The organism is Paraburkholderia sp. BL10I2N1 (genome assembly GCF_004361815.1).
GTDB lineage: Bacteria > Pseudomonadota > Gammaproteobacteria > Burkholderiales > Burkholderiaceae > Paraburkholderia.
On sequence record NZ_SNWA01000001.1, the window covers coordinates 776,370 to 789,284 of the forward strand.

Consider the following 12,915-nt stretch of genomic DNA (forward strand, 5'->3'; position numbering starts at 1 on the left):
GTGCGCGGCCACACGCGTAGTCAAGCGAGCCGAATCTGGCCGAACCAGGCAAAGTGCGGCGAATCGCTATAATTTCGCCATGTCCGATTTTTCCGAAAAGCCTGCCGACGCGGCCATGCCCCCCGCGAGCCCTGCAAACGGCTCCAGGTTCGAGGCTCCGGCCGCCGCCGGCCCGCGTCCGCTGCGCGCGATCCAGCCCCTGCCCGACCAGTTGATCAGCCAGATCGCCGCTGGCGAAGTGGTCGAGCGGCCGGCATCGGTGGTGAAAGAACTGCTGGAGAACGCGCTCGACGCCGGCGCGACGACACTGCGTATTGTGCTCGACGAAGGCGGCGTCAAACGCATCTCGATCACGGACGACGGCTGCGGCATCCCCGAGAACGAACTCCCGCTCGCGCTGCTGCGCCACGCGACCAGCAAGATCCGCTCGCTCGCCGAACTCGAGGCGGTCGCGACGCTCGGGTTTCGCGGCGAAGCGCTGGCATCGATTGCATCGGTAGCGGAGATGTACATCACGAGCCGCACGGCGAGCGCGGCGCACGCGGTGCGCATCGATGCGCAGACCGGCGTGCTCTCCCCCGCGGCCGGCACGCAGGGCACGACGATCGAAGTGCGCGAGCTGTACTTCAACACGCCCGCGCGGCGCAAATTCCTGAAGAGCGAGCAGACCGAACTCGGACATTGCCTCGAGATGATCCGCCGTTCAGCGCTCGCGCGGCCCGACGTGGCGATGTCGGTGCTGCATAACGGGCGCGCGGTCGAGCACTGGAACGCGACCGATCCGGCGACGCGCGTCGCGAAGATCCTCGGCGAAACCTTTGCGACTGCACACCTGCCGCTCGACGAATCCGCCGGGCCGCTGGCGGTCTACGGCTGCGCGGGTCTGCCGACGGCGAGTCGAGGTCGCGCGGACCAGCAGTATTTCTTCGTCAATGGACGCTTCGTGCGCGACAAGCTGCTCACGCACGCGGTGCGCGCCGCCTACGAAGACGTGCTGCACGGCGACCGCTACCCGTCTTACGTGCTGTTCCTCGACCTGCCTCCTGAAGGCGTCGACGTCAACGTGCATCCGTCGAAAATCGAAGTGCGGTTCCGCGATTCGCGTTCGATCCACCAGTTCGTGTTTCACGCGGTACAACGCGCGCTGGCGCGACACGCGGGCGCCTCGCCCGAAACCACGGCGGGCGGTCACGCGGCGCATGTCGAACCAGTGACACCTGCTTCGTTCGGCTCGACGCCGCTCGGCGGTGGCATTCAGGCCCAGGCGGGCAATACATGGCTGCGCCAGGCGCGCATGACCCAGGGCACGCTGCCGGTCGCGCAGCCGCTTGCGCTCTACGACGCGCTGTTCGGCCGCAAGGACACGGGCGCGGGCACGCCGCAGGGCGCCACAACGATGCTCGAAGCACGCGACAGCGCCGCGGAAGGCGAGGGCATGTCGCCCTTCACCGCATCGCCGTCTGCGTTCCCAGGGAGCTTTACACCTGCGGCGTCACCCTCGTTCGATGCCGCCGACGAACAGCCGCTCGGCTTCGCGCTCGGCCAGATTCACGGAATCTACGTGCTTGCGCAGAATGCGCACGGTCTTGTGATCGTCGATATGCACGCCGCACACGAACGCATCCTTTACGAGCAGTTCAAGAACGCGCTGGCCGACCGCACGATCGCCGTGCAGCCGCTGCTGATTCCAGTGTCGATGCACGCGGACCCGATCGAGATCGGCACGGTCGAAGAGGAGCGGGACACGCTCGACGCGCTCGGCTTCGACCTCGCGGTGCTGTCGCCAAACACGCTCGCGATCCGCGCGGTGCCTGCCCTTCTTAAAGATGCCGACCTGCAGGCGCTCGCCCGCGCCGTGCTCGCCGACCTGCATGCGTTCGGCGGCTCGCGCGTGCTGACCGAACGTCAGCACGAACTGCTCGGCACACTGGCGTGTCACCACGCGGTGCGTGCAAACCGGCGTCTGACGCTCGACGAAATGAACGCCCTGCTGCGCCAGATGGAAGCAACCGAACGCGCCGACCAGTGCAATCACGGACGTCCGACGTGGTATCAGCTCACCCTCCCCGATCTCGATCGCCTTTTCATGCGCGGCCAATGAACGCGCGATTTAGCGTGTGCATCTCGCCCGCGTGGGTTCGACTCTCATGACAGCGTCGCACGTCACGCCGGTCGCCTGCCTGCTCGGCCCGACTGCTTCCGGCAAGACCGCCGCTGCGCTCGCCTTCGCCGCGCGGCGGCCGGTCGAGATCATCAGCGTCGATTCGGCGCTGGTGTATCGCGAGATGGACATCGGCACGGCCAAACCGACTGCCGAAGAGCGTGCGCTTGCGCCTCATCACCTGATCGACATCGTCGACCCGCTCGATGCCTACTCTGCGGCCGATTTTCGTGCCGATGCGTTGAGGCTGGTCGGCGAGATCGTGGCTCGTGGACGCGTGCCGTTGCTGGTCGGCGGCACGATGCTTTACTACAAGGCGCTCAAGCAGGGTTTGAACGATCTGCCGGCGGCCGATCCGGAGGTCCGCGCGATGCTCGACGCCGATGCGGTTCGCGACGGCTGGCCCGCATTGCATGCCCGGCTTGCCGCAGCCGATCCGGTGACAGCCGCCCGGCTCGCGCCCAACGATTCGCAGCGTATCCAGCGCGCACTCGAAGTGTTCATGCTGACTGGCCAACCGATGTCGGCGTTGCTGGCAGCGCCCGCCCGCATCGATGCAGCGAGCGAGCCGTGGCGGTTCACGCCAGTCGCGCTGGAGCCGTCCGATCGCAGCGTGTTGCACGAACGGATCGCAAAGCGCTTCGACGCGATGCTCGAGAATGGCTTGATCGATGAAGTCAGGCGGCTACGCGCGCGCGGCGATCTGCATCCCGGACTGCCTTCGATGCGATGCGTCGGCTATCGGCAGGCCTGGGAATACCTCGACGGCGCCATCGACCACGCCACGATGCGCGACAAAGGTGTGTTCGCCACGCGCCAGTTATGCAAACGCCAGCTGACATGGCTGCGGGCGATGCCGGAGCGGATCGTGGTCGATTGTTGTGCGGACAACGCGACGGAACAGGCGCTCCAGGCCATCGAAAACGTGGTCGGCGAGTCTGCATGACACTCTCGTGCAGGCAGCACGACGAACGCGCATTAAAAAAGCCGTCTGACTTGCGTCAGACGGCTTTTTAACAACCTTGCCGGCAAAAACCGGGAGCGCAGCGATCAGACCACGACAGTCTGCGCTTCGCCTTCCCTGCTTTGGCGCACGGTGCCGATCTTCCAGACCTGCTCGCCGGCTGCGGACAACAGCGCGATCGCCTGATCAGCATCGGCCGCGGACACGATCACTGCCATGCCGATCCCGCAGTTGAACACGCGGTGCATCTCGGCATCGGCCACGCCGCCATGCTTCTGCAGCCAGGAGAAGAGCGGCGGCAACGGCCACGCGCTTTGATCCAGTTCAGCTGTCAGGCCGTCCTTCAGCACGCGCGGAATGTTCTCGACCAGGCCGCCGCCGGTGATATGCGCCATGCCCTTCACGGCAATCGTCTGCATCAGCGAAAGCAGCGGCTGCACGTAGATATGCGTCGGCGCCATTAGCGCATCGGCGAGCGAGCGCCCGTCGAAATCCGCCGACAGGTCCGGATGTGCACGCTCGATAATCTTGCGCACAAGCGAAAAACCGTTCGAATGAATCCCGCTCGACGCGAGACCCAGCACCACGTCGCCCGGAGCGATCGTGCTGCCGTCGATGATCTTGCTCTTTTCGACCGCGCCGACCGCAAAACCGGCCAGATCGTACTCGCCATCCGGGTACATGCCCGGCATTTCCGCGGTTTCGCCGCCGATCAGCGCGCAACCGGCCAGTTCGCAGCCCTGCGCGATGCCCTTCACGACGGTCGCCGCCGTGCCCACGTCCAGCTTGCCGCAGGCGAAGTAATCGAGGAAGAACAGCGGCTCGGCGCCCTGCACGAGGATGTCGTTGACGCTCATCGCGACCAGATCCTGGCCGACGGTGTCGTGCCGGTTCAGTTGGAAGGCGAGCTTCAGCTTCGTGCCGACGCCGTCGGTGCCCGAAACCAGCACCGGCTCGCGGTACTTCTTCGGCACTTCGAAGAGCGCGCCGAAACCACCGATGCCGCCCAGCACGCCGTCGCGCAAGGTCTTTTTGGCAAAGGGCTTGATCGCGTCGACGAGGGCGTCGCCCGCGTCGATGTCCACGCCGGCGTCGCGATACGACAGGCCTTGGGCGTCAGGGGCGGATTTCGGTTGATTCATGGGGAAGAGCGAGAAGGTCGGTAAAATGCGATTTTACCCGATGCCGGCCCGTTGGCTGGAATTCGCCAGCCCCGACCACCAGGGAAACACACTTTGCAGCAGAATTCGCCCATTCTCACGCCCTACCAGCGTCAGGCCTTCATCTGGGTCGCCATCGCGCTCGGTCTGGGCATCCTGTTGTGGCTGCTAAGCCCGGTCCTCACGCCGTTCCTGCTCGGCGCGATCCTCGCATACATCCTGCATCCGGGCGTCGCGTGGCTGGTGCGCCGGCGGGTGCCGCGCGGGCTTGCCGCGCTGCTGATGATGCTGATGTTCGCGCTGCTGCTCACCGTCTTCGTGCTGCTCGTGCTGATCGTCGTGCAGAAGGAAGGTCCGCAGTTAAAGCAACAGGTGCCCGCGTTCTTCGCGCACATTCATGACCTGCTGCAGCCGAAACTCACTGCGTTCGGCGTCACCGATGCGCTCGATTTCGCGAGCCTGCGCGACATGGTCATGGCGCGCATCGAAGGCAGCGCACAGACCGTCGCGCTCTATGCATGGACCTCGATCCGCACCAGCGGCAACGTAATGATCACGATCATTGGCAACGTCGTGATGGTGCCGCTCGTGCTGTTCTATCTGCTGTACGACTGGAACGCGATGCTCGCGCGTGTGCAAATTTTCGTGCCGCGCCGTCTGCTCGACAAGACCACGCAACTCGCCGTCGACATGGACCGCATGCTGTCGCAGTACCTGCGCGGCCAGTTGCTGGTGATGGCGGTGCTCGCCATCTACTACGCGGCCGCGCTCTTCATTGCGGGCTTCGAGATTGCGCTGCCGGTGGGCATCTTCACGGGCCTCGCGGTGTTCATTCCGTACATCGGCTACGCAACAGGGCTTGTCCTTGCGCTCCTCGCCGCTGCGCTGCAATTCGGCGACTGGTACGGCTTCGGCGCGGTCGCGGTGGTGTATGGCGTCGGGCAGATTCTCGAAGGATTCTTCCTGACGCCGCGGCTCGTCGGCGAGCGCATCGGCATGCATCCGCTTGCGGTCATCTTCGCGCTGCTCGCGTTCGGCCAGCTGTTTGGCTTTTTCGGCGTGCTGCTTGCGCTGCCCGTCAGCGCCATCCTTTCGGTCGCGCTGCGCGAAATGCGCGCCGGCTATCTGGCCAGCGCGCTTTACAAGTAACTGATTCCGGCTTCTATTGTGCTTCGTCAACTGACGCTCGATCTCGGCACCCCGCCGCCATCGACATTCGACAACTTCTTCGCCGGCAGCAATGCCGAACTGGTCACGCGTCTGCGTGAGCTGGACGGCGCGCTGTCGGCCGGGCCGCTCGCCGATCGCACGTTCTATATCTGGGGCGAAACGGGCAGCGGCCGCAGCCATCTGCTGCAGGCGCTCGTGCACGACGCACCGCCCGGCCAGGCCCGCTTCGCGAGCCCTCAAAACGGCCTCGCCGCGTTCGCGTTCGACCCGAAAGTCGCAATCTACGCGATCGACGACTGCGACGGCCTCTCCGGCGCGCAGCAGATCGCCCTCTTCAACCTCTTCAACGAAGTGCGCGCGCATCCCACCAGTGCACTCGTCGCCACCGGCAGTGCGGCGCCGATCGGGCTCGCGGTACGCGAAGACCTGCGCACGCGGCTCGGCTGGGGCCTCGTGTTTCACCTCGCTCCGCTGCCGGACGAAGGCAAGGCGGCCGTGCTCAAGCACGCGGCGCGCGAGCGCGGCATCGCGCTCGCGGACGACGTCCCGGCGTACCTGCTCACGCACTTTCGCCGTGACATGCCGAGCCTGATGGCGCTGCTCGACGCGCTCGACCGCTTTTCGCTCGAACAGAAGCGCGCCGTGACGCTGCCGCTCCTGCGCACGATGCTGGCGTCGCCCGCCAGCACGGCAGATGCCCGAACGGCTACACCTTCACCCGCTTCAAGTAAAATGGGCCCCCATGGCTAATCTCGCACTCTTCGACCTCGATCACACGCTCATTCCCACTGACAGCGACCACGAATGGGGGCGCTTCATGGTGAAGCACGGCATGGTCGATGCCGAAAACTTCGCGCGTGAAAACGACCGTTTCTTCGCCGACTACAAGGCTGGCCGGCTCGATATCCACGCCTACCTCGTCGCGATGCTCACGCCGCTCGCAAAGTATTCCCGCGCGCAACTGGCCGGGTTTCACCAGCAGTACATGCACGAAGTCATCAAGCCCGCAATCGTGCCGGCTGCCCTCGAACTCGTGCGCCAGCATCGCGACGCGGGTGACCTCTGCTGCATGGTTACGGCGACGAACGAATTCATCACCGCGCCGATCGCCGAAGTCTTCGGCGTCGACAAGCTGATCGCCTGCGAAGCGGAAACCGTCGACGGCCTCCCGCATTCGGACTACACCGGCCGGCCGACTGGCACGCCGAGCTACAAGGAAGGCAAGATTGTCCGTACCGAAGCCTGGCTCGCTTCGCTCGGCAAGACATGGTCGGATTTTGAGCGCAGCTATTTCTACAGCGATTCGCACAACGATATTCCGCTGCTCGAAAAAGTCACCGACCCGATCGCGACCAATCCCGACGACACGTTGCGCGCGCACGCGCAGGCCAAAGGCTGGCGCATCCTCGAACTCTTTCAACCCACGTGATCAAAAAACTCATCCGCAAGCTGTTTGGACAGGATCCGGCACCCGCTGACGACGCGGCGGCCGAAACCGCGCCGTCTGACGCCAACCAAGCCACCCGCGCGCCGTCCAGCCGCGCCGACACTCCTGCAAAGACGCGCCGCAAGCCTGCCCGCGCCGCCGCACCCAAAGGCGCAGGCGGCGCACATGACCCGGATGTGCCCGTCATCATCTCGTCCGATATCCACGGCATCGACCCCTCGCTGATCTCGAAGAACGCGATCCGCGTCACTGAAGGTCTGCAGCAGGCGGGACACCGGGCGTTCATCGTCGGCGGCGCCGTTCGGGATCTGCTCTTGGGCATTGCGCCCAAAGACTTCGACGTCGCGACCGACGCCACGCCCGATCAGGTACAGAAGCTGTTCCGCCGCGCACGCATCATCGGCCGGCGCTTCCAGATCGTGCATGTGCAGTTTGGCCAGGAAATCATCGAAACCTCGACGTTCCGCGCGCTCGTCGATCCGCCGGCCGCCGACGCCGCACCGCCGCGCCGGCTGAAGCGCGACGAGCTTGACCGCCGCACTCACGCTGTCGATGCAAGCGGGCGCGTGCTGCGCGACAACGTCTGGGGAGAGCAGCACGAAGACGCCACACGCCGCGATTTCACGATCAACGCGATGTACTACGATCCGGCCACGCAGACCGTGCTCGACTACCACAACGGCATGGCCGATATGCGCTCGCGCCTGTTGCGGATGATCGGCGACCCGGTCACGCGTTACCGCGAAGATCCGGTACGCATGCTGCGCGTCGTGCGTTTTGCCGCGAAGCTCGGCTTCGAGATCGAAGACACGACGCGTGCGCCGATCAAGGAACTCGCCGATCTGATCAACAACGTGCCGGCCGCCCGTCTTTTCGACGAAATGCTGAAGCTGCTGCTGTCGGGTCATGCGCTCGCGTGCCTGACGCGGCTGCGCAAGGAGGGCCTGCACCACGGCCTGTTGCCGCTCCTCGACGTGGTGCTCGAACAGCCGCAGGGCGAGAAATTCATCACGCTCGCGCTCAACAATACCGACGAACGCGTGCGTGCAGGCAAGCCGGTGTCCCCAGGCTTCCTGTTTGCGACGCTGCTGTGGCACGACATGCAGCAGCGCTGGCAGCTATACGAGGCAAATGGCGAATATCCGGTTCCCGCGCTGCATCGCGCGATGGACGACGTGCTCGACATGCAGACCGAGAAACTGGCGATCCACAAGCGCTTCTCCTCCGACATGCGCGAGATCTGGGGCCTGCAGCTGCGCCTCGAAAAACGCTCGGGCCGCAGTGCGCTGAAGCTGCTGGAACACCAAAGATTTAGAGCAGGGTATGATTTCCTCCTATTACGCTGCGAATCGGGTGAACTCGATGAGTCGGTCGGTGCGTGGTGGACGGAGTTCATCGACGGAGACGTCGCCGCGCGCGAAGCATTACTCGCGCAAGGCGGGAAGGACCGAACGCCCAGAAAACGACGGCGGCGCAGCAGTGGCGCCAGGAGCCGCAAACCGGGCGACGGAATGGAGGGCGGCACGACAGCAGGTAACAGCGCGGCCAGCGATGCGAGTCATAACGGCTCACACGAGGACTGACGCGGTTCCGGCGTTCGCCGCCGAACGAAAGTCGCAGGAAGCTATGCCATGACGGTTGCTTATCTCGGCCTCGGCGCGAATCTCGGGGATGCGCGCCAGACCCTGAAAGACGCAGTGGTGTGCCTCGCACAACAGCACACCATCGCCGTGCTCGCGAAGTCGAGCTTTTATCGCACTGCCCCGATCGATGCGGGCGGAGACGATTACTTCAATTGCGTCGTGAAGCTCGAAACGACGCTTCCTGTGCGCCACCTCCTCGCGCTTTGTCACAGGATCGAACATCAGTTCGGCCGGGAGCGCCCCTTTCGTAACGCACCGCGTACACTCGACCTCGACATCCTGCTCTACGGCGATCACTGCATCGACGAACCGGACCTGATCGTGCCGCATCCCCGTCTGACCGAGCGCGCTTTCGCGCTCGTGCCGCTCGTCGAAATCGACGCAGCGATCGTCATCCCGCAACATGGACGCGCCGATGCACTGCTTGCAGCCGTCGCTTCGCAGCGCATCGAAAAGATGAAGTCGCCGTGTCAGTGCCCGATATTGGGCGCCCTCGCCGGCAAGAACACTGAATCGTCCGGAGGCGGCTGCCGATGAACGCGCCACCGCTCACCGTCACGGCGCCGCACCTGCGGCCGCCCGTCCGCTATATTGCGATCGAAGGTCCGATTGGCGTCGGCAAGACGTCGCTCGTGCAGCGGCTCGCCGAGCGCTGGTCGATGCATGGCGTCTACGAGCGGCCGCAGGATAATCCGTTTCTCGAGCGCTTCTATCGCGATACAACGCGCTTCGCTCTGCCGACGCAACTGCACTTTGCGCTACAACGCGCGCACCAGGTGCAGGAAGTTGCAACGTTTCACTCGGCCGGCACGCCGCTGATCGCCGACTTCATGACGCAGAAGAACGACGTCTTCGCGCGTCTCACGCTGCCTGAAGACGAATGGCAGCTCTATCGTGCGCTGTCTGCGCGCATCGATGCGCAGGGGCCGGACCCAGAGCTCGTCGTCTATCTGCAGGCGAGCCCGGAGGTGCTGTTTTCGCGCATCCAGAAGCGCGCGGTGCCAATGGAACTGCAGATCTCCGATGCATACCTGCGTGCGCTCTGCGACGCGTACAACGAGTTCTTCTATCACTATGACCGCGCGCCTGTGCTGACGGTCAACGCCGAACACCTGAACCCGCTCGAATCGGACGCGGATCTTGCACTGCTGATCGAACGCATGGAGTCGATGCGCGGTCGCAAGGAATTCTTTGTCAAAGGCACGTCGCTGTAAGCGGCAGTGCTTCTCTTCCCCTACGGACTGTCATGACCTATTTGCAGGAAACGAGCCGGAACGCCATTACCGTGCCGAAACTGCAGGCGATGCGCGAAGCCGGCGAAAAAATCGCGATGCTCACCTGCTACGACGCAAGCTTCGCGGCGCTGCTGGATCGCGCTGGCGTCGATGTGCTGCTGATCGGCGATTCGCTCGGCAATGTGCTGCAGGGACATACGACCACGCTACCGGTCTCCCTCGACGATATCGCTTATCACACCGCCTGCGTTGCCCGCGCGCGGCCGTCGGCGCTGATCGTCGCCGATCTGTCGTTCGGCAGTTACGGCACGCCGGCGGATGCTTTCGAGAGTTCAGTGAAGCTGATGCGCGCCGGCGCGCAGATGGTGAAGCTCGAAGGCGGCGAATGGCTCGCGGACACGGTGCGCTTTCTGGTGGAGCGGTCGATTCCGGTGTGCGCGCACGTCGGGCTCACGCCGCAGTCGGTGCACGCGTTCGGCGGCTTCAAGGTGCAGGGCAAGACAGAGGCTGGCGCCAGCCAGTTGCTGCGCGATTCGCGCGCGATGCAGGATGCCGGCGCGCAGTTGATCGTGATCGAAGCGATTCCGACGCTACTCGCGTCAGAGGTCACCAAGCAGCTGACGATCCCGACCATCGGCATCGGTGCAGGCGCCGACTGTTCGGGTCAGGTGCTGGTCCTGCATGACATGCTCGGCATTTTTCCCGGCAAGCGTCCGCGCTTCGTGAAGGATTTCATGCAAGGGCAGACGGGGATTCACGCCGCCGTGGAGGCGTATGTGCGCGCGGTGAAGGATGGGTCGTTCCCGGGACCAGAACATACGTTTTGATGTCTCCGGATCCGCGTCGGTCCTGCGTCGACGATCGGCCTGGCCAGAATCGGCTAAAACCCGTCGTCGACAGCGGGAATCGTTCAGGCCGGATTGACCTTGCATGCAAACCGGGGCGTGTGTCTTCGTCTTGTCGTTAGCGTAGCGCGGATGGCGCTGCCGCGTACCGACGAAAAACGGGAGACAACCATGAGCCCCTTCTGCCTGATCGACGTCGCGGGCATCCGCGATCGTTCCACGGTGCCGCACGACGTGCCCGACAGCAGGCACCACGCGCGTCTGACTGCGTGGCTGCTACGGGTGTTCCATGTGGGTCACGCCTGAATAGACGCGAAATTTCGAGTGAGCCAGCCGCGCCCGCGCGCACTGATCAGGCAACGAGCCTTGCCGGCACTGCGCCGCGTAGCGCATTACATAGCATGAGCGCCTCAGCACGCAGCACGTCCGGCCGTAACAGGACCCGTTCGCGCGCCTCCATGCTGGCGTCCGCGAGCAGCACGCTGCGCATCACCCCGGGCAACAGCCCCGACGACAACGGCGGCGTCCACCACTGCCCATCGAGTTTAACGAAGACTGTCGTCCGGCCGCCCTCGGTCAACTCTCCGCGTTCGTTGAAGAACAGCATATCGAAGGCGCCCTTCGACTCCGCTTCGTGCCACGCACGATCGTATTCCGCGCGGTGCGTGGTCTTGTGAAGCAGCAACGCGTCTTGTGCCTGCGTCGCCGCGTAACCGTGGTCGGGCGCGAGCAGCACGTCCACCACGTCGTTCCGCAACGGTGCGAGCGGCGCGGCGATCAGTTCTACGGCACCCATTTTATTGAGTGCAAGGCGCAACCGATGGGGCGTCCCTGCCGCCAGCTGTGCGCACTGCGCGGCAATCCGGTCACGTAGCGCCGCCTCGTCGAAGCGGAAACCAAACCACACGGCACTCGAGCCCATCCGTGCAAGATGGCGCTCGAGATGCCGCGCGCCGCTCTCGCGTGTCGCGTACATCGTTTCGAAGAGCTGGAAACCGGGATCGGCTTCGGTCAGGAAGCGGGCCTTCAATCGACATTCCGCGTATTCATCCGCGGCAACGCTGTCGAGCACGATGCCCGCGCCGATGCCCATCATTCCGCGCCGCTGGCCGGTGCTGGCTGGTGCATCCAGCGTCAACGTCCTGATCGCCACCGACAGGCAGAAATCGCCGCACGCATCGTCCAGAGTGTCGGCGGTGTCGGCGGCGGGTGCAGCATCGAGCCAGCCAATCGCACCGGTATAGAGACCGCGAGGCGTACTTTCCAGCGCGTCGATCAGTTGCATCGTCCGGTGCTTCGGCGCGCCGGTAATCGAGCCACACGGAAACAGCGCGCGAATCACGTCCGCGAACGACATCCCGACGCGCAGGCGTGCTTCGATCGTCGACGTCATCTGCCACACCGAAGCGTACGGCTCGATGGAAAAAAGCGCCGGCACCGCGACCGATCCGATCTCCGCAACCCGCGACAGATCGTTGCGCAGCAGATCGACGATCATCACGTTCTCGGCGCGGTTCTTGGGATCGGTCGCGAGGAATTCGGCCGCGCCCCGGTCCGCGACGGCGTCCACCGAACGTGGCGCGGTGCCTTTCATCGGACGCGCGCGCAGCGTCCTGCCCGCCTTTTCGACAAACAGTTCCGGCGAGCACGACAGCACCCACCGATCATCGGGCAATGCAGCCAACGCCCCATAGCGCACTGGCTGCATTGCCCGCAGCCGACGGTACAGCGCAAGGGGCGTGCCGAACACATCGAATCCGAGCCGATATGTGTAGTTGACCTGATACGAATCGCCAGCGCGCAACGCTTCGTGAACCCCTGCGATGGCCTGTTCGAACTCTGTATAGTCGACGCTCTCCTGCACGCCAGCCGTACCCGCGACCGACGGTTCGTCCACTCCGCCATCGTGTTGGGCAAGCCACGCGTCGACCTCGTCGCAAGAGAGCTTCTCGCAGCGAGTGAACAATAAAAAACGCAGCGTGGCATCGCCACGCTGCGTCAGATGTGCCCGGAGGTAGTCCCCGCGGGACGACCGAAAGGCATTGCCCTGGACCAGATCACGGCCGAACTCGTAATTGCCGAGCACAACGGCGTGCAAGCCATTACCCGTGTCAGCCGCCACAGCCTTGCACACCTGATCGAGCTGGGCCGGGTTCATACATACCCGCTCATGCACGAAACCCGTGTAGAGCCGGCTCGACCGATGAGCCGTGGTCGAGTCGCAGTCGTCGAGCAATGCGAACACGGAGTCGCGTTCGTCCCTCACCATGTATACCGCCAACTTCAGACT

General features: G+C 64.5%; 12 protein-coding genes. 10 read left to right on the forward strand and 2 right to left on the reverse strand.

All coding sequences use genetic code 11. The features are described from left to right. Positions 1 to 79 precede the first annotated feature (79 nt). Together mutL and miaA are read left to right on the forward strand one after the other, a co-directional pair. Complete coding sequence (gene mutL, locus B0G77_RS03635; RefSeq protein ID WP_133660878.1) at positions 80 to 2,101, forward strand: DNA mismatch repair endonuclease MutL; 2,022 nt, start codon at positions 80 to 82, stop codon at positions 2,099 to 2,101. Between the two features lie 46 nt (positions 2,102 to 2,147). Further along, positions 2,148 to 3,107 (forward strand): tRNA (adenosine(37)-N6)-dimethylallyltransferase MiaA, encoded by a 960-nt coding sequence (gene miaA / locus B0G77_RS03640; protein WP_133660879.1) that lies wholly within the window; start codon positions 2,148 to 2,150, stop codon positions 3,105 to 3,107. 104 nt (positions 3,108 to 3,211) lie between these two features. Here miaA and purM read toward each other — a convergent pair whose 3' ends face one another. Continuing rightward, complete coding sequence (gene purM, locus B0G77_RS03645) at positions 3,212 to 4,267, reverse strand: phosphoribosylformylglycinamidine cyclo-ligase (protein WP_133660880.1); 1,056 nt, start codon at positions 4,265 to 4,267, stop codon at positions 3,212 to 3,214. Between the two features lie 93 nt (positions 4,268 to 4,360). Here purM and B0G77_RS03650 point away from each other — a divergent pair, with 93 nt between their 5' ends. The 8 genes from B0G77_RS03650 to B0G77_RS45225 all read left to right on the forward strand — a co-directional run bounded on the left by B0G77_RS03650 (position 4,361) and on the right by B0G77_RS45225 (position 10,931). Next, complete coding sequence (locus B0G77_RS03650) at positions 4,361 to 5,434, forward strand: AI-2E family transporter (RefSeq protein ID WP_133660881.1); 1,074 nt, start codon at positions 4,361 to 4,363, stop codon at positions 5,432 to 5,434. An 18-nt stretch (positions 5,435 to 5,452) separates the two neighbouring features. After that, positions 5,453 to 6,205 (forward strand): DnaA regulatory inactivator Hda, encoded by a 753-nt coding sequence (hda, locus tag B0G77_RS03655; protein ID WP_133660882.1) that lies wholly within the window; start codon positions 5,453 to 5,455, stop codon positions 6,203 to 6,205. Beyond that, the gene (locus tag B0G77_RS03660) at positions 6,198 to 6,884 is read left to right on the forward strand and encodes an HAD family hydrolase (RefSeq protein ID WP_133660883.1); all 687 of its coding nucleotides are present in this window, start codon (positions 6,198 to 6,200) and stop codon (positions 6,882 to 6,884) included. Before hda ends, B0G77_RS03660 begins: the two co-directional genes overlap by 8 nt. Further along, complete coding sequence (pcnB, locus tag B0G77_RS03665; protein WP_133660884.1) at positions 6,881 to 8,485, forward strand: polynucleotide adenylyltransferase PcnB; 1,605 nt, start codon at positions 6,881 to 6,883, stop codon at positions 8,483 to 8,485. Before B0G77_RS03660 ends, pcnB begins: the two co-directional genes overlap by 4 nt. Before the next feature lie 48 nt (positions 8,486 to 8,533). Continuing rightward, positions 8,534 to 9,082 carry a 2-amino-4-hydroxy-6-hydroxymethyldihydropteridine diphosphokinase gene (gene folK, locus B0G77_RS03670; RefSeq protein ID WP_133660885.1) on the forward strand — a complete coding sequence of 183 codons (549 nt, stop codon included), beginning with the start codon at positions 8,534 to 8,536 and terminating at the stop codon, positions 9,080 to 9,082. Then, positions 9,079 to 9,759 carry a deoxynucleoside kinase gene (locus B0G77_RS03675; RefSeq protein ID WP_133660886.1) on the forward strand — a complete coding sequence of 227 codons (681 nt, stop codon included), beginning with the start codon at positions 9,079 to 9,081 and terminating at the stop codon, positions 9,757 to 9,759. The genes folK and B0G77_RS03675 overlap by 4 nt, the downstream gene beginning before the upstream one ends. A gap of 32 nt (positions 9,760 to 9,791) precedes the next feature. Then, the gene (panB, locus tag B0G77_RS03680; RefSeq protein WP_133660887.1) at positions 9,792 to 10,607 is read left to right on the forward strand and encodes a 3-methyl-2-oxobutanoate hydroxymethyltransferase; all 816 of its coding nucleotides are present in this window, start codon (positions 9,792 to 9,794) and stop codon (positions 10,605 to 10,607) included. A gap of 189 nt (positions 10,608 to 10,796) precedes the next feature. Next, positions 10,797 to 10,931 carry a hypothetical protein gene (locus B0G77_RS45225; RefSeq protein ID WP_279571271.1) on the forward strand — a complete coding sequence of 45 codons (135 nt, stop codon included), beginning with the start codon at positions 10,797 to 10,799 and terminating at the stop codon, positions 10,929 to 10,931. Between the two features lie 46 nt (positions 10,932 to 10,977). On the opposite strand, the gene pabB is transcribed toward B0G77_RS45225, so the two are convergent. Beyond that, the gene (pabB, locus tag B0G77_RS03685) at positions 10,978 to 12,894 is read right to left on the reverse strand and encodes an aminodeoxychorismate synthase component I (RefSeq protein WP_133660888.1); all 1,917 of its coding nucleotides are present in this window, start codon (positions 12,892 to 12,894) and stop codon (positions 10,978 to 10,980) included. Positions 12,895 to 12,915: the final 21 nt, after the last annotated feature.

Bases quoted from the DNA above. Each gene is read 5' to 3' on its own strand.
- mutL (WP_133660878.1), top strand. From the start codon at position 80: ATGTCCGATTTTTCCGAAAAGCCTGCCGACGCGGCCATGCCCCCCGCG.
- miaA (WP_133660879.1), top strand. From the start codon at position 2,148: ATGACAGCGTCGCACGTCACGCCGGTCGCCTGCCTGCTCGGCCCGACT.
- purM (WP_133660880.1), bottom strand. From the start codon at position 4,267: ATGAATCAACCGAAATCCGCCCCTGACGCCCAAGGCCTGTCGTATCGC.
- B0G77_RS03660 (WP_133660883.1), top strand. From the start codon at position 6,198: ATGGCTAATCTCGCACTCTTCGACCTCGATCACACGCTCATTCCCACT.
- folK (WP_133660885.1), top strand. From the start codon at position 8,534: ATGACGGTTGCTTATCTCGGCCTCGGCGCGAATCTCGGGGATGCGCGC.
- B0G77_RS03675 (WP_133660886.1), top strand. From the start codon at position 9,079: ATGAACGCGCCACCGCTCACCGTCACGGCGCCGCACCTGCGGCCGCCC.
- panB (WP_133660887.1), top strand. From the start codon at position 9,792: ATGACCTATTTGCAGGAAACGAGCCGGAACGCCATTACCGTGCCGAAA.
- B0G77_RS45225 (WP_279571271.1), top strand. From the start codon at position 10,797: ATGAGCCCCTTCTGCCTGATCGACGTCGCGGGCATCCGCGATCGTTCC.
- pabB (WP_133660888.1), bottom strand. From the start codon at position 12,894: ATGGTGAGGGACGAACGCGACTCCGTGTTCGCATTGCTCGACGACTGC.